This is a genomic window from Cupriavidus lacunae (assembly GCF_003353055.1).
GTDB classification, from domain to species: Bacteria; Pseudomonadota; Gammaproteobacteria; order Burkholderiales; family Burkholderiaceae; genus Cupriavidus; species Cupriavidus lacunae.
The window spans coordinates 420,753-436,212 of the sequence record NZ_QKWJ01000001.1; the positions used below are offsets into that span (position 1 = coordinate 420,753).

Annotated in this window: 14 protein-coding genes and 1 pseudogene; 5 read left to right on the forward strand and 10 right to left on the reverse strand. The window is 65.7% G+C overall.

Annotated features, from left to right (window positions below):
* The first annotated feature begins 124 nt into the window (after positions 1 to 124).
* The 3 genes from yajC (at position 125) to secF (ending at position 3,568) form a co-directional block, all read left to right on the forward strand.
* On the forward strand, positions 125 to 451 hold the full coding sequence (yajC, locus tag DN412_RS01935) for a preprotein translocase subunit YajC (protein ID WP_078197811.1): 327 nt from the start codon (positions 125 to 127) through the stop codon (positions 449 to 451).
* Positions 452 to 661: 210 nt separating this feature from the next.
* Positions 662 to 2,533: a protein translocase subunit SecD gene (gene secD, locus DN412_RS01940; protein ID WP_115012949.1), complete on the forward strand. Its 1,872-nt coding sequence runs from the start codon at positions 662 to 664 to the stop codon at positions 2,531 to 2,533.
* A gap of 63 nt (positions 2,534 to 2,596) precedes the next feature.
* Positions 2,597 to 3,568: a protein translocase subunit SecF gene (gene secF / locus DN412_RS01945; protein ID WP_115012950.1), complete on the forward strand. Its 972-nt coding sequence runs from the start codon at positions 2,597 to 2,599 to the stop codon at positions 3,566 to 3,568.
* A 100-nt stretch (positions 3,569 to 3,668) separates the two neighbouring features.
* On the opposite strand, the gene DN412_RS01950 is transcribed toward secF, so the two are convergent.
* From DN412_RS01950 to purB, 8 genes are all read right to left on the reverse strand, one after another.
* Positions 3,669 to 4,676 (reverse strand): response regulator, encoded by a 1,008-nt coding sequence (locus tag DN412_RS01950; RefSeq protein ID WP_115012951.1) that lies wholly within the window; start codon positions 4,674 to 4,676, stop codon positions 3,669 to 3,671.
* Positions 4,673 to 5,806 carry a hybrid sensor histidine kinase/response regulator gene (locus tag DN412_RS01955; RefSeq protein ID WP_115012952.1) on the reverse strand — a complete coding sequence of 378 codons (1,134 nt, stop codon included), beginning with the start codon at positions 5,804 to 5,806 and terminating at the stop codon, positions 4,673 to 4,675. Before DN412_RS01955 ends, DN412_RS01950 begins: the two co-directional genes overlap by 4 nt.
* A 6-nt stretch (positions 5,807 to 5,812) precedes the next feature.
* A complete protein-coding gene (locus DN412_RS01960; protein ID WP_115012953.1) occupies positions 5,813 to 7,150 on the reverse strand; it encodes a sensor histidine kinase in 1,338 nt (445 codons plus the stop codon).
* Positions 7,151 to 7,155: 5 nt separating this feature from the next.
* On the reverse strand, positions 7,156 to 8,559 hold the full coding sequence (locus DN412_RS01965) for a class I SAM-dependent methyltransferase (RefSeq protein ID WP_115012954.1): 1,404 nt from the start codon (positions 8,557 to 8,559) through the stop codon (positions 7,156 to 7,158).
* A 345-nt stretch (positions 8,560 to 8,904) separates the two neighbouring features.
* Positions 8,905 to 9,495, reverse strand: a complete 591-nt coding sequence (locus DN412_RS01970; protein ID WP_115012955.1) for a YceI family protein — start codon at positions 9,493 to 9,495, stop codon at positions 8,905 to 8,907.
* Between the two features lie 73 nt (positions 9,496 to 9,568).
* Positions 9,569 to 10,138, reverse strand: coding sequence for a YceI family protein (locus DN412_RS01975; RefSeq protein ID WP_115012956.1), 570 nt, complete (start codon positions 10,136 to 10,138; stop codon positions 9,569 to 9,571).
* A gap of 65 nt (positions 10,139 to 10,203) precedes the next feature.
* Positions 10,204 to 10,758, reverse strand: a complete 555-nt coding sequence (locus tag DN412_RS01980; RefSeq protein ID WP_115012957.1) for a cytochrome b — start codon at positions 10,756 to 10,758, stop codon at positions 10,204 to 10,206.
* 285 nt (positions 10,759 to 11,043) lie between these two features.
* Positions 11,044 to 12,420: an adenylosuccinate lyase gene (purB, locus tag DN412_RS01985; RefSeq protein ID WP_115012958.1), complete on the reverse strand. Its 1,377-nt coding sequence runs from the start codon at positions 12,418 to 12,420 to the stop codon at positions 11,044 to 11,046.
* 379 nt (positions 12,421 to 12,799) lie between these two features.
* Here purB and DN412_RS01990 point away from each other — a divergent pair, with 379 nt between their 5' ends.
* Positions 12,800 to 13,414 carry a glutathione S-transferase N-terminal domain-containing protein gene (locus DN412_RS01990; protein WP_115012959.1) on the forward strand — a complete coding sequence of 205 codons (615 nt, stop codon included), beginning with the start codon at positions 12,800 to 12,802 and terminating at the stop codon, positions 13,412 to 13,414.
* 64 nt (positions 13,415 to 13,478) lie between these two features.
* On the opposite strand, the gene mnmA is transcribed toward DN412_RS01990, so the two are convergent.
* Entirely contained in the window at positions 13,479 to 14,564 is a 1,086-nt protein-coding gene (gene mnmA / locus DN412_RS01995; protein WP_078197823.1) for a tRNA 2-thiouridine(34) synthase MnmA, read from the reverse strand.
* Entirely contained in the window at positions 14,561 to 15,052 is a 492-nt protein-coding gene (locus DN412_RS02000; protein ID WP_208647546.1) for an NUDIX hydrolase, read from the reverse strand. Before DN412_RS02000 ends, mnmA begins: the two co-directional genes overlap by 4 nt.
* A 286-nt stretch (positions 15,053 to 15,338) precedes the next feature.
* On the opposite strand from DN412_RS02000, the pseudogene DN412_RS02005 reads away from it, so the two are divergent.
* A pseudogene (locus tag DN412_RS02005) lies at positions 15,339 to 15,460 on the forward strand (NAD(P)(+) transhydrogenase (Re/Si-specific) subunit alpha); the annotation flags it as partial.

Sequence of the window (15,460 nt, forward strand, 5' to 3'; positions counted from 1 at the left end):
CTGCCGCAAGTCGCCCCGAACGCACCCGAACAAACCCGAATTGCGCCCTAGAATGCGAAAGGCGGGCGGAGTGCGAATGGTAGAATGTTCGATTAATTGACTGACTTTGTGACGGAGAATCAACGTGCTGATTTCTAACGCATTTGCCCAGACCGCCGGTGCCGGCGGCGCGGCTGGCGGCCTGATGAGCTTCCTGCCCATCATTCTGATGTTTGGTGTGCTGTGGTTCATCATGATCCGCCCGCAGATGAAGCGCCAGAAGGAATCCAAGGCAATGCTCGAAGCGCTGGCCAAGAACGACGAAGTCGTCACCGCCGGCGGCATCCTGGGCCGCGTGACCAAGGTCACCGACCAGTACGTCGGCCTGGAAATCGCCGCGGGCACCGAAATCACCGTGCAGAAGAATGCCGTGACCACCGTGCTGCCCAAGGGCTCGCTGAAGGCGCTCTGATCCCCCGGATCGCGCGCGCGACTCCCGCCTTTGTCTTTTCCGGCATGCCCGTTCGCGCATGCCCCGGCAGCCGCCTGATCCAGCCCGACGAAGCCCTGGCGGCTTCGATGCGTGGCTGCCAGGCGGCTGTTTGCCAAACCGGTTCGGCCCCGCCGACGTGGTGCGCCACGCCAGCGCCGGCCCCGCCAACCGCTGAATGACTGGCCAGAGATGAATCGTTATCCGCTTTGGAAATACCTCGTGATCCTGGTGGCCCTGGCCATCGGCATCACCTACACCTTGCCGAACTTCTTCGGCGAGGCGCCCGCCGTGCAGGTGTCCTCGGGCAAGGCCACGGTCAAGGTCGACCTGTCGATGCAGAAGCAGGTCGAAGAGATCCTGGCGCAGAACCAGCTCCAGCCTGACGGCGTCTTCTTCGATATTTCCGGCCAGTCGGGCTCGGTCAAGGCGCGCTTTCGCACCACCGACGAGCAGCTCAAGGCCAAGGACGTGCTGTCGCGCACGCTGAACCCGGACGCGGCCGACGCCACCTACGTGGTGGCGCTGAACCTGCTGTCGGGCTCGCCGCGCTGGCTGACCGCCATGCACGCGCTGCCGATGTACCTGGGCCTGGACCTGCGCGGTGGCGTGCACTTCCTGCTGCAGGTCGACATGAAGGGCGCCGTCGACAAGAAGCTCGACAGCCTGGCCGGCGACGCGCGCACCCTGCTGCGCGACAAGGGCATCCGCCACGGCGGCATCGACCGCGACGGCGAGCGCCTGACGGTGCGCTTCAACAACGCCGACGAGGCCGGCCGCGCGCGCGCCGTGCTGGCCGACAACCTGCGCGAAGTGGCGTTCGCCATGGACGGCAACAACATCGTCGGCACCTTCACCGACGCCGCCCGCAAGGCCGTGCAGGACGCCGCGGTCAAGCAGAACATCACCACGCTGCACAACCGCGTGAACGAGCTCGGCGTGGCCGAGCCGGTGATCCAGCAGCAAGGCGCCGACCGCATCGTGGTGCAGCTGCCGGGCGTGCAGGACACCGCCAAGGCCAAGGACATCATCGGCCGCACCGCCACGCTGGAAGCGCGCCTGGTTGACAACGACGCCCCGCGCAGCCCGCGTCCGGGCGACCCTATCCCGTTCGGCAGCGAGCTTTTCACCCAGGGCAACGGCGCCCCGGTGGTGCTGAAGAAGCAGGTCATCTTCACCGGCGACCGCATTGAAAGCGCCTCGGCCGGCTTCGACCAGAACCAGCGTCCTTCGGTCAACATCAAGCTCGACGCCCAGGGCGGCCGCGTGCTGCGCGACGTCTCGCGCGAGAACCTGAAGAAGCCGATGGCGATCGTGCTGTTCGAGAAGGGCAAGGGCGAAGTGCTGACGGTGGCGACGATCCAGTCCGAACTGGGTTCGAGCTTCCAGATCACCGGCTCCTACTCCACCGAAGCCGCCAACGACCTGGCGCTGCTGCTGCGCGCCGGCTCGCTGGCCGCGCCGATGGAGATCATCGAAGAGCGCACCATCGGCCCGTCGCTGGGCGCGGACAACATCAAGAAGGGCTTTGACTCGGTCGCCTACGGCTTTGCCGCCATCGCCGTGTTCATGATCCTGTACTACATGCTGTTCGGTGTGTTCTCGGTGGTGGCGCTGGCCGTGAACCTGCTGCTGCTGATCGCGGTGCTGTCGATGCTGCAGGCCACGCTGACGCTGCCGGGCATTGCCGCCATCGCGCTGGTGCTGGGCATGGCCATCGACGCCAACGTGCTGATCAACGAGCGCATCCGCGAAGAACTGCGCGCGGGCGCGTCGCCGCAGATGGCGATCGCGGTCGGTTTCGACCGCGCCTGGGCCACCATCCTGGACTCCAACGTGACCACGCTGATCGCCGGCCTGGCGCTGCTGGCCTTTGGTTCGGGCCCGGTGCGCGGCTTTGCCGTGGTGCACTGCCTGGGCATCCTGACCTCGATGTTCTCGGCGGTGTTCTTCAACCGCGGCCTGGTCAACCTCTGGTACGGCCGCAAGAAGAAGCTGCAGAGCGTGGCCATCGGCCAGATCTGGAAGCCGGGCAACGCCACCGACACGCCGGTCGCCAAGTAAGGCCACCGGTCAGCGATCAGCAGAACGATCAGCAACAACTAGCAGTACAGAACAGGATTCAACATGGAATTCTTCCGCATCCGGCGCGACATTCCGTTCATGAAGAACGCGTTGGTCTTCAACGTGATCTCCTTCCTGACGTTTGCCGCGGCCGTGTTCTTCCTCTGGCACAAGGGCCTGCACCTGTCGATCGAGTTCACCGGCGGCACGGTGATGGAGGTCAGCTACCAGCAGGCGGCCGACCTGGAAAAGATCCGCGGCCAGGTGGGCAAGCTGGGCTACACCGACGTGCAGGTGCAGAACTTCGGCACCTCGCGCGACGTGATGATCCGCCTGCCGCTGCAGAAGGGCACGGACGGCAAGCCCGTCACCTCGGCCCAGCAGAGCGAGCAGGTGATGACCTCGCTGCAGGCGGCCTCGCCTGACGTCAAGCTGCAACGGGTGGAGTTCGTCGGCCCGCAGGTGGGCAAGGAGCTGGCCACCGACGGCCTGCTGGCGCTGTTGTGCGTGGTGGCCGGCATCGTGATCTACCTGTCGTTCCGCTTCGAATGGAAGTTCGCGGTCGCGGGCATCATCGCCAACCTGCACGACGTGGTCATCATCCTGGGCTTCTTCGCCTACTTCCAGTGGGAATTCTCGCTGTCGGTGCTGGCGGCGATCCTGGCGGTGCTGGGCTATTCGGTCAACGAATCGGTGGTGATCTTCGACCGGATCCGCGAGAACTTCCGCAAGTACCGCAAGATGACCACGCACGAGATCATCGACAACGCGATCACCAGCACCATCTCGCGGACCATCATCACCCACGGTTCGACCCAGATGATGGTGCTGTCGATGTTCTTCTTCGGCGGCCCCACCCTGCACTACTTCGCGCTGGCACTGACGGTCGGTATCCTGTTCGGCATCTACTCGTCGGTGTTCGTGGCCGCGGCGCTGGCGATGTGGCTGGGCGTCAAGCGCGAGGACCTGGTCAAGGGCGACAAGAAGTCCGAGTCGACCGACCGCGACGACCCCAACTACGGCGCGCAGGCATAGGCCCTGCCCTGCCGGCAAAAACAGAACGGCGCCCCGCGGGGCGCCGTTTTTCATGGCTGCAATGTCTGGGAAATCCAGCTGGGAAATCCAGCCGGGAGATTCAGGCCGGCATCGAGAACCGCTCGATCCACGCCGCCAGCCGGTCGGCCGCAAAGGCCTCGCTGCGCGGGACCGCGCGGCACACCACGGTCTCGCCGTCACGCGCGAATTTCACCGCGCCGCCAGCCTCTTCCAGCCACAGCAGGCTCGCCAGCCAGGCGGCGTGCGACGCCGACACCGGCGATCCCACCGGCTGCGCCAGGAACTCGGCCAGCGTCGCCGGTGCGGCCCACACCACGGTATCGCCGTCGCGGCGCACGACTTCGCTGCCGAGCGCGTCGGCGATCACCGCCGTGGCATCGGCCGCGCCCTTGCCCGCATGGGTGCTGCGCAGCTGTGCCAGGCGCGTGCCGACGGCATGGCCGAAGCTGCCGCTGCGCTCGGCTTCGGCGCGCACCAGGTCGGCGTAGTCCATGCGCTGCCAGTCCGGATCGACGCTTGCCGCGCCAGCCAGGTCGACCGCGGCGAGGTAGGTCTCAACCGGCTGGAAGCGGCCCGGCCCGATCAGGCTGGCGCACAGCGCGTGCACCATGCCGATGCGCGAAGCCACGGTCTGGGTCTGCAGCACCGACAGCTTCTCGCGCACCAGCTGGTCGCGTTCCTTGCGCAGGCCCGACAGTTCCAGCGCCTGCTTCAGCTCCATGCGCAGCGCGGTGATGTCCCACGGCTTCTTGATATAGCGGTGGATCTGCCCCTGGTTCACCGCCTCGACGGTCTGGTCGAGCTCCGAGTACGCGGTGGTCAGGATGCGCACGATATGCGGGTAGCGTTCGCGTGCGTAGCGCAGCAGTTCGTTGCCATGCTCGCCCGGCATGCGCTGGTCCGACACCAGTACCGCCAGGCTGCCGGCGTGGGCGTCCAGCATTGCCTTGCCCTCCTCGACGGAGCCGCCGGTGACCACCGGTGCCAGCGCGCCGATGGCACGCTGGAAATACTTGACTGCCGTAGCCTCGTCATCGACGAACAGAATCGCCGGGGGTGGTGCCTGGGTGGCATTCGGTTCGGTCATCGGTCACTCCTATGCTTTCGACTCTTGAAACTTGGAAAGTCCAGCGTCACCGTCGTGCCGGCGCCGGACGCGGATTCGATCCGGATCCCGCCGCCAAAGGACTGCATGACGCGGTTGCAGAAAATCATGCCCAGGCCGCTGCCACCGGCGCTGGCGTGGGTGGTGACGGGATCGACCAGCAGCCGGTCCATCACCTCGGGCGGAATGCCCGGCCCGTTGTCGCAGATGCGGATCTCGGCGCGCGGCTGCGCCACCACCACAAAGCGCAGCGACGGCACGCCGACATCGGCCAGCGCCCGCAACGCATTGCTCATCACCGAGGAAAGCACCAGCGCCACGCAGTTGGGCAGGGTCTGCACAGGGAAATCCCCCTGCATATCGACCTCCACCCAGCTGCGCTGCTCCCCCGCGAAGGGGTAGCTGTCCAGCAGCGACGAGACCAGCACGCCGGCGCTGACCTCGTTGGCGGTCCCGCGCCGCACCGGCCCGCTGCCGGCGCTGTTGCGCACCGACTGCAGGAACGACGACAGCACCGCCAGGCAATACTGGGCGTTGTCGTGCATGGCGCTGGCGGCCTGGCCGATTTCGCCCTGGCGCTGCGCACTGTATTCGCCGGCCGCGCGTGCGCCGATGCCGCGCGCAAAGTTGGCAATGGCCGCCAATGGCGTGTTCAGCTCATGCGCCAGGAAGGCCAGGGTCTCGTCGATCGCCATCAGCCGGTGCTGGCGCAGGGTGCGCTCGCGGTGGCGCTCGGCGGCCCGTGCCAGCACGTCGCGCAGGTTGCCCACACTCAGCGGTTTTTCCAGGATCTGGAAGATCTCGCCGCTGTTGACCGTTTGCAGCAGCACCTCCTTGTCGGCATAGGCCGTCACCAGGATGCGCACGATCTGCGGATACGCCTGCGCCACCTGGCGCAGCAGCACGCCGCCATCGCGCCCGGGCATGCGGAAGTCGGTCACCAGGATCGCCACGCGGGCGGGGTCCGAGCGCAGCACCGACATGGCTTCGTCGGCGCTGCTGGCCAGCAGCACCTCATAGTCGCTGCCGACCGCGCGGGCGAAGTACTTGCGCGCCATGTCTTCGTCGTCGACGTAGAGGACGGCAGGCCGTGCCTGCATGACTTCGCTCATGGCTGGTTACTCCGCACGCGGCAGGTCGAAGCTGAAGGCGGTCCACTGGCCGAGTTCGCTCTCGGCAAACAGCTGGCCGCCATGGCGCTCGATCACCGCGTAGCTGATCGACAGGCCCAGGCCAAGCCCCTGCCCCACCTCGCGCGTGGTGAAGAACGGCTCGAACACGCGCGCCAGGTTTTCCTGCGGAATGCCAGGGCCGTTGTCGCGTACCGTGACATGCAGGCGGTGGTTGTCCCACCTGGCCGTGGTATGGATGGCCGGCGCCGCCGTGCCCGCCTTGCGCATGGCCAGCGCGGCATTCGAGAACAGGTTGATCAGCACGCCGATGATGGCCGCTTCGTCACCCAGCACCAGGGTGTCGGTGACCAGCTCGCGCGTCAGGGTGACGCCGCGCAGTTCATGCGCGGTCAGGCGGATCGACGAATCGAGCGCCTTCTCGAACAGGAACGGCGTGCCCTCGACCTCGGCGCCGGGCTTGCGGTAGGCAAAGGTCTTCAGGTCGGAAACGATATGCTGGATGCGCTGCATGCCCTGCTTGGCGTCGACCAGGCACTCTTCCAGCGCCGGGGCTTCCTTGGCCTGCGGCTCTTCCATCGCCACTTCGATCGCCATCAGGCAGAAGTTGACCGGGTTGTTCACCTCGTGCAGCAGGCCGGCCGCCAGGGTACCGATGGCGGCCATCTTCTCCTGCTGCAGCATCTGGCCCTTGATGTCGGCCAGGCGCCGGTTGATGTCGGCAAGCTCTTCGTTCTTGTGCGCCAGCTCTTCCTTCAGGCGGATCAGGTGGAAGTGCCCGCGCTCGTTCATGAAGGTGTAGACCGCGCTGGCCACGATCGAAAACAGGATAAACAGCGAATTGACGATAAAGTGCGCGCGCTGCGCGAGCCCGTCCGGGTGGATCAGGCAGGCGGCCAGGTACATCAGGTAAGTCACCACGCCAAAGCCGATGGTCTGCCACAGCCCCATGGGCATGGCGATGCCGACCGCGAAGATGACCAGGTTCAGCCCGGCGTAGTAGATGGACGAGGCGCCGTCGGTGGTGGCGATCATCCACGCAATCATGAACTGCGGCAGCAGCAGCCAGCCCAGCGTGAGCGGCTGCACGAAGCGCCTGCCGGCCTGGTTGGCCAGCAGCAGGAAGATCAGCCCGATCAGGACCGAGACCACCAGGCGGGCGACAAAGAACTGCAGCTGATGCGCGGGATAGATGCCGTAGTCGAGCCCGACGCCGGCCATCACCAGCACGATGGCCGTCAGCGCCCCCGCCCGGCTCGACACCAGGCGGAACTCGCGCAGGTCAGTCTCGTAGGGGGAATACCTGCCCGAAGTCCTTTTCAGCATGGTGGTCAGGCCTTGGCCGGATCAGTCACGACCGCTTCCACAAACACGTTGACGCCGGTCGGGTCGACGTAGGTGCGGCCGTCACGCGTATTGGACGGCAGCAACGACCGCATACCGGCCTCATCGCGGTAGATCAGGTACCACTCCAGCATATGTTCCATGCTGTACCGTTCGGGGTTGTCGACGTGGACGTTGGTGGCCAGGATGCGCCCCTCGGGGTGCGTGCGCGTGGAGAAATAGCTGAGCAGGCGCGCGCAGACGCGGTCGGACAGGTAGTCGAACAGGCCGGCGCAATAGACCCCGTCGAACTCGCGCAGCGAGGGGTCCGGGTCGATGCGGCGCTTGAGCAGTTCGTGCACCGAGTGGTGGACATATTCCACCTCGACCTTCGCATTCGCCTGGCGGCAGCTCTCGTTGATGCGCTCGCGGGCGTACTCCAGCGTTTCCTGGCTGAAATCGAGCAGCTGGAACGACAGCCAGTGCGGCTCGGGGTACTCGGTAATGAAGCGGTTGATCTCGACCGCGGGGCCGCAGCCGACATTGAGCAGGCGGAACGGCTTGCCCGCGGCACGGGCCTGGTCGGCCATGCGCACCAGGAAGTCGACCAGCAGTTCGATGCGGTTGCGGTGGGCAGCGGCCACGGACGACTGCAGGAACGTCGCATTGACGATCTGGAAGTACGTGCTGGGGCCCTGGCGCGGATCCGACAGGATCTGGTTGACCATCTCGTAGTCGCCGGCATAGCCCAGCGGCTTGGTGTAGGTCCGGAACACGAACGGCGAGCGCAGCAGCAAGGGATGCAGCGCCGCCTGGGTGAAGGTGCGGTGCATCACCGTGTCCTCTTCCGGCACGTGCGCGGCTTCGCCGTCGAGCCGCGCGGAATACTCGCGGATCTTCATGGCGATCGGGGTGGCCAGTTCCTCGAACACGTCCATGCGCAGCGTATCGCCTTCCTTGGGCAGCGTGCTGGTCATGTCGACCTGCTCCACCCAGCGCGACACCTCGGACAGGAACGCGCGCATCTCGTTGACCACGATCTGGTAGTCACGCCGGATATTGAACCGCTTTTCCCAGTCCTGCACGAACTGCAGCGACTCGCGCGCGACCGATTTGGGCTCGTCGTCGAGATTGCTCAGTTCCAGCCATTCGTCAATCAGCGTCAGCGAGACCACCGCGGTCAGGCCGGTGTTCACCAGGCTCATGACCACGGCCTTGCCGAGGTAGGCATTCTTGGCGCCCATGCGGACGCTGAGTTCACTCAGCACCTCGCTGACCTGCACGATCGAATACGGATTGTAGATCTCCATCACCAGAGACTTTCTCTGGAGATTGACAATCGTGCCCCGCACCTGCTCGCCCTGCGAGTTGCGGAAACTAACTACCGGATCGATTTGCGTTTTGGAATACACGGTATTGCGCCAGGGAAAACCGGGAAACGCTGCAGGCCATACAGCCAGGGCAGAACGGCCGGGTACAGCATGAGAGGCGAGGAGGTCGCGGGAGGGCTACCGGTATTGGGACATGCAGCGAATGCTCATAGTGATGCGCTATAGCCGGTTGCGGGCATGGCTGCCCCCGCCTTGGCAGGAGTAGCAATACCCCGATCAAGGTGGATTGCCGCGGGCCATTGTACTGTGCCCGTCGCAAGTCGTACAACAAAGTGCCCTGGCAGCCCCCCGGATGGTGCAGAGCAACAAAAAAGGCCGGCATGGCCGGCCTTGACAGCTTGGAACCCGCCGCAGCGGGCCGCGCGCTCAGTCCGCGCGCACGCCTTCCACCTGGATGGCGAGCTTGACTTCGGGCTTGAAGCCCATCTTGACGCCATAGTCCAGGCCGAAATCGGCACGGTTGAACTGGCCCACGGCGTCGGCGCCGCAGGCTTCGCGCTTGAGCATCGGGTGCTGGATGCACTTGAAGTCGCGGATTTCCAGCTTGACCGGCTTGGACACGCCGCGCAGGGTCAGCACGCCGTCGACCTCGGTCGGCACGTCGCCCTTGAACTTGGAGAACTTGCCCTTGTAAGTGGCCTCGGGGAAGGCTTCGACGTCGAACATGTCCGCGCTCTTGGCGTGCTGGTTCAGCTTGGCGTTGCCGAAATCGATCGAAGCCGCGTCGATCTTGACCTCGACCGAGCCCGCCTTGGCGGCGCGGTCCAGCGTCACCACGCCGCTGGACTTTTCGAACTTGCCGCGCCAGGTCGACAGGCCGCCCAGGTGGTCGGCCTCGAAGCTCGGGTAGGTATGGGTCGGATCGAGGTTGTACGTCACGGTATTGGCCGAAGCCACGCCGAAGGCGGCGGTTGCGGAAATGGCCGCGACGGCGGCAACGAGGGAACGCAGTTTCATGGAATCTCCCGACAAATCAGGTTGGGACGCAACCTTTCAGGTACGTCTTGGGTACGTCAGCGGAATGCCGGCCTTACTTCCTGGCCAGCACGATACGGAATTTGATCTGGACGTCGTCGGCCACCACGGAAGTGTCCTTCCATTCGCCGTCGCCGATATTGAACGCGGTGCGCTTGATCGGCAGCGCGCCCTCGAACACCTGCACGGCGCCTTCCTGGCGGTAGGTGGCAGGCACCACCACGTCCACAGTCTTGCCCTTGATGGTCAGCTTGCCGGCCACGTCGTACTTGCCCGGCGTGCCGTTCTTGATGCTGGTGGACTGGAACACCGCCTTGGGGTACTTGGCGGCGTCGAACCAGTCCTTGCCCTTCACTTCCTTGGAAGTCTCGGCATCGCCGATCTCGAAGCTGGACACGTCGATCTCGACCTTGGCCGACGAGGTCGCCAGCTTGGCCGGGTCGAAGCTGACCGTGGCGTCGAATTTCCTGAACTTGCCTTCCATCGGCACGCCGATCTGGCGCGCGACCGCGGTCACCGAGCTCTTGGCGGCGTCGACCTGAGCCCAGGCCAGGTTGGCGGCGATGCCGGTGGCGGCCAGGACGGCGGCGATGACCAGCGAGCCGCGGCGGGAATTGTGTTTCATCTCAGAAGACTCCTGTCAGGTCGGCGCAGCCGCGCCGCGGTACGAAAAAGTTGGGCGGGCCAGGCTCAGCGCAAGAACGGCAGCATCCGGCCCAGCGTGCCGTCGCGGTCGACGAACTGGTGCTTCACCGCCGCGGCCGCATGGACAACGACCACGGCCGCCATCAGGTAGTTCAGCCAGATATGGGCGAACTTCAGCACTTCCTTCAGTTCGTCGTTCTTTTCCAGCAGCGCCGGCATCTTCCACAAGCCCAGGTACACCACCGGCACGCCCGCGGCCGAGCTGTACAGGTAGCCGGTGACCGGGACGATCACGATCAGCAGGTACAGCAGGTGGTGGGCGCCGGCCGCGGCCGTGGCCTGCCAGGCCGGGGTGCCGGGTGCAACCGGCGGGGCCGCATGGGTCGCGCGCCACAGCACGCGCAGCACGGCGATGGCGAAGATCGTCACGCCCAGCCACTTGTGCCAGGAATAGAGCTTGAGCTTGGTCGGCGTCAGCCCCGGAATGCCGGTCATGTACAGGCCGAGCCCGAACGCGGCAAAGATCGCCAGCGCGATGACCCAATGCAGGGCGATCGCGGTGGCACCGTAGCCAGCCGGGGCATTGGCGGTAGAACGCATCGGATTCCTCTCGCCCGCGTCACGGGCGTTTCACAATTTTGCGGAAGCTTCGGGCAGGGGCAAGCCCGCCCGTGCGCTTAAGATTCTCGCATTATTGCGGGTGGATGTGCGCCGATGCAGGACAGTCCTTCATTAAGTTATTCAAATGCTTTGAAGCGACATTCAGTCGCAAGCGGCACAAAGACGCTCCACCCCGCCCTGCCGGCCACGCCGGAAAAGCAAAAAAGCCATCCTCGCGGATGGCTTTTTCAGCACAGCACCCCGTCCGGGGCGCGGTTTATGACTTCAGATGCGCTCGGCAAGCACCACGGCCTTGCCGATATAGCTGCCAGGCGTCATCTCCAGCAGCAGCTTCTTGGCGTCGTCCGGGATTGCCAGGCCGTTGATGAAGGTCTGCAGCGCCTCGCGCGAGATGCCCTTGCCGCGGGTCAGCTCCTTGAGCTGCTCGTACGGGTTGGGCACGCCGAAGCGGCGCATCACGGTCTGCACCGGCTCGGCCAGCACTTCCCAGCAGTTGTCCAGGTCTTCGTCCAGGCGCTCGGGGTTGGTTTCCAGCTTGCCCAGGCCGCGCAGGCAGGCCTCGTAGGCCAGCAGGCTGTAGCCGAAGGCCACGCCGATATTGCGCAGCACGGTCGAGTCGGTCAGGTCGCGCTGCCAGCGCGACAGCGGCAGCTTCTCGGACAGGTGGCGCAGCACGGCATTGGCCAGGCCCAGGTTGCCTTCCGAGTTCTCGAAATCGATCGGGTTGACCTTGTGCGGCATGGTCGACGAGCCGATTTCGCCGGCCTTGGTCTTCTGCTTGAAGTAGCCCAGCGAGATATAGCCCCAGACGTCGCGGTTCAGGTCGAGCAGGATGGTGTTGGCGCGGGCGATCGCGTCGAACAGCTCGGCCATGTAGTCGTGCGGCTCGATCTGGATGGTGTAGGGGTTGAAGGTCAGGCCCAGGCGGGTCTCGATGACCTGCTTCGAGAAGGCTTCCCAGTCGAAGGTCGGGTAGGCCGACAGGTGGGCGTTGTAGTTGCCCACCGCGCCGTTCATCTTGCCCAGCAGCTCGACCTGCTCGATGCGCTGGATCGCGCGCGCCAGGCGCGCGGCCACGTTGGCCATTTCCTTGCCCAGCGTGGTCGGGCTGGCCGGCTGGCCGTGCGTGCGCGACAGCATCGGCTGGGCGGCGTTCAGCCTGGCCAGTTCCACCAGGCGGGCGTGCACGCGCTTGAGCGCCGGCACCACCACGCCTTCGCGGGCGCCCTTGAGCATCATGCCGTGCGAGGTGTTGTTGATGTCTTCCGAGGTGCAGGCGAAGTGGATGAACTCGCTGGCGGCTTCCAGCTCGGCGTTGCCCTTGACTTGTTCCTTGAGCCAGTACTCGACGGCCTTCACGTCATGGTTGGTGACGGCTTCGATTTCCTTGATGCGGGCGGCGTCGGCCTCGCTGAACTTGTCCACCAGCGCCAGCAGCGCGGCCTCGGACGCGGCCGAAAATTTGGGCATGTCGGGCAGGCCGGCCTGCGACAGCGCGATCAGCCAGTGCACCTCGACCTTGACGCGGTTGCGCATGAAGGCCGCCTCGGACAGCCATTCGCGCAGCGCATCGGCCTTGGCGGCATAACGGCCATCGATCGGGGACAGGGCGGTGAGCGGCGAAAGCGAGGAAGAGGTCATGCTGGAAACCGGGAAAGGGAGGAATAGAAGGCGACGTACAAGAGGCGCCGCGGGGGCTGGCGCTGTCAGCGTTGGGGGCGGGAACGATGGCACGATGCGTCCAAAGCGCCGCACCGGCAGGCCCGCCCGCGCACGCGGCACCGGTGTCGGCGCTGCGCAACGCGGGATTTTACCACCCCTGCCCCCGCTCAGGGGCAGCGGTCAAGCGCGGCCGCGGGACATCGGTGCGCGAGCCCGCATTCGCCAGGCGCCACGGGTATACTCGCGCACGCCGTTCCAGTAGCCTGTTATGAAGTGCATCGGGCAAGCCCCCGCCCTCCCCGGCGCCGCCGCTGCCACCGAGCGACGATGCACTTCATAACAAGCTCAAGGGGAGAACATGAAGCTGTATGCATCCCGGACCAGTCCTTACGCGCGCAAGGTGCGCGTGGTGATGGCGGAGAAAAAGATCGAGTGCCAGCTGATCGAAGAGGATGTCTGGTCGCCCGAGACCAAGATCGGCCAGTACAACCCGCTTGGCAAGGTGCCTTGCCTGGTCATGGAAGACGGCGGCGCGATCTTTGATTCGCGCGTGATCGTCGAGTATGTCGACACCTTGACGCCGGTCAGCCGGATGATCCCGCAGGGCGGGCGCGAACGCCTGGAAGTCCGCTGCTGGGAGGCGCTGGCCGACGGCCTGCTCGACGCCGCGCTGCTGGTGCGCCTGGAGGCAACCCAGCGCGAGCCGCACGAGCGCAGCGAGCGCTGGGTGCAGCGCCAGCGCGGCAAGATCGACGCGGCGCTGGTGGCCATGGCGCACGGCCTGGCCGACCGTCCCTTCTGCACCGGCACGCACTATTCGCTGGCCGACGTGGCGGTGGGCTGCGCGCTGTCCTACCTGGACTTCCGCTTCCCCGATATCGCCTGGCGCGAGCGCCATCACAACCTGGCGGCGCTGGAAGAGAAGCTGTCGAAGCGGCAGTCGTTCATCGATACCGAGCCGCCGCGAGGCTGAAGCCCCGGCCGCTCAAGGAAAAACACCCGCATCACGCGGGTGTTTTTTTATGCCGCGGCTGGGCTTACTGGATGATGCCGCCGCCCAGGCAGATATCGCCGTCGTACAGCACCGCCGACTGGCCGGGCGTGACCGCCCACTGCGCCTCGGCAAACCCGAGCGTCAGCGCGTCGCCGTCCACCGCCTGCACCGTGCAGGCGGCATCGCTCTGGCGGTAGCGCGTCTTGGCCGCCATCGCCGCGCCCGCGGCAGGCGGCTCGCCCGCCACCCAGGACAGGTCCGATGCGCTCAGCACCGGCGTCAGCAGCCACGGGTGGTCGTGGCCCTGCACCACGTAAAGCGTATTGTTCGCCATATCCTTGCGCGCCACGTACCAGGCGTCGCCGTTGCCGTCGCGGCTGCCGCCCAGGCCGATGCCCTTGCGCTGGCCCAGCGTGTAGAAGGCCAGGCCGATATGCTCGCCGACCACCTTGCCCTCGGGCGTCTTCATCGGTCCCGGCCTGGTCGGCAGGTAGCGGTTCAGGAAATCGCGGAAGGGGCGCTCGCCGATAAAGCAGATGCCGGTCGAATCCTTCTTCTTCGCGTTCGGCAGGCCGATCTCGGCGGCGATCTCGCGCACGCGCGTCTTGGGGATTTCGCCCAGCGGGAACAGCGTGCGCGACAGCTGCGCCTGGTTCAGCCGGTGCAGGAAGTAGCTCTGGTCCTTGGTATGGTCCAGCGCCTTGAGCAGCTCGAAGCGGCCTGCCGCGTTCTGGCGCACGCGCGCATAGTGGCCGGTGGCGATGGTCTGCGCGCCCAGCGACATGGCATGGTCGAGAAAGGCCTTGAACTTGATCTCGGCATTGCACAGCACATCCGGGTTGGGCGTGCGGCCGGCCGAGTATTCGCGCAGGAAATCGGCAAAGACGCGGTCCTTGTATTCGGCGGCGAAATTGACCGCCTCCACGTCAACGCCGATCAGGTCGGCCACCGACACCACGTCCAGCCAGTCCTGGCGCGTGGAGCAGTACTCACTGTCGTCATCGTCTTCCCAGTTCTTCATGAACAGGCCGATGACCTCGTAGCCCTGCTGCTTGAGCAGCCACGCGGTGACCGACGAATCGACCCCGCCCGACATGCCCACGACCACACGTTTTCCGGCACCGCTCACCACTGCGCCCCCGCTTGCAGCGCCGACGGGTGCGTGTACAGCGCGTCCAGCGCAAAACGCTTGCCGGCCAGGTAGTCATCCACGCAGGCCATCACCAGCGGGGTACGGTGGCGTTCCGGGCAGGCGCGCAGCTCTTCCGCGCTCATCCAGACGGTGCGCACGATGCCGGTGTCGAGCTGGCGGCCCGCATCGAGCGAGCCCAGGTCGCCGGTAAAGGCAAAGCGCACATAGGTCACGTCGGTGCCGGTGCGCGACGAGAGCGAGCGGCCCATGTAGCACCCTAGCAACGCACGCGGCTCGAAGGTGTGCGCAGTCTCTTCCAGGGTTTCCCGGATCACCGCGCGGATCAGGCTTTCGCCCGGGTCCAGGTGCCCGGCGGGCTGGTTCAGGCGCAGCCCGTCGGCGGTTTCCTCTTCGACCAGCAGGAAACGGCCGCCGCGTTCGATCACGGCGGCAACGGTCACGCTGGCATTCCAATCACTTGACATGATGCTCAATTTTTAGGCAATCCCGCATTCTACCGGTTGCGGGCCCATCGTGCAGCGCCGCGGGCGCAGCACGAAATCCGGGCCGGGCAGCCCGGCAGGCGCTGAAACGCCCACTGCAACTCCCGTTTTGGCGGTCGCGCCAAAAGCCGACCAGTGGGTCACCATTGAGCGTCAGATTCCTGTAAGCTGCGAAAAAATTGTGCGCTGCGGCTTAAGTCTCGGCGCCCACGGGCCAGACGTCGGTCCGCCCAACCAGACAAGACGTCAGCTAAAGGAGAAATTGACGATGTACATCGGCATCCCGCAGGAGACGCGGGCCGGCGAGACTCGCGTCGCCGCCACCCCGGAGACCGTCAAGAAATACGTCGCCCAGGGCCACAAGGTAGTCGTGCAGGCCGGTGCCGGCCT

Bases quoted from the DNA above. Each gene is read 5' to 3' on its own strand.
- secD (WP_115012949.1), top strand. From the start codon at position 662: ATGAATCGTTATCCGCTTTGGAAATACCTCGTGATCCTGGTGGCCCTG.
- secF (WP_115012950.1), top strand. From the start codon at position 2,597: ATGGAATTCTTCCGCATCCGGCGCGACATTCCGTTCATGAAGAACGCG.
- DN412_RS01950 (WP_115012951.1), bottom strand. From the start codon at position 4,676: ATGACCGAACCGAATGCCACCCAGGCACCACCCCCGGCGATTCTGTTC.
- DN412_RS01955 (WP_115012952.1), bottom strand. From the start codon at position 5,806: ATGAGCGAAGTCATGCAGGCACGGCCTGCCGTCCTCTACGTCGACGAC.
- DN412_RS01960 (WP_115012953.1), bottom strand. From the start codon at position 7,150: ATGCTGAAAAGGACTTCGGGCAGGTATTCCCCCTACGAGACTGACCTG.
- DN412_RS01970 (WP_115012955.1), bottom strand. From the start codon at position 9,495: ATGAAACTGCGTTCCCTCGTTGCCGCCGTCGCGGCCATTTCCGCAACC.
- DN412_RS01975 (WP_115012956.1), bottom strand. From the start codon at position 10,138: ATGAAACACAATTCCCGCCGCGGCTCGCTGGTCATCGCCGCCGTCCTG.
- DN412_RS01980 (WP_115012957.1), bottom strand. From the start codon at position 10,758: ATGCGTTCTACCGCCAATGCCCCGGCTGGCTACGGTGCCACCGCGATC.
- purB (WP_115012958.1), bottom strand. From the start codon at position 12,420: ATGACCTCTTCCTCGCTTTCGCCGCTCACCGCCCTGTCCCCGATCGAT.
- DN412_RS01990 (WP_115012959.1), top strand. From the start codon at position 12,800: ATGAAGCTGTATGCATCCCGGACCAGTCCTTACGCGCGCAAGGTGCGC.
- DN412_RS02000 (WP_208647546.1), bottom strand. From the start codon at position 15,052: ATGTCAAGTGATTGGAATGCCAGCGTGACCGTTGCCGCCGTGATCGAA.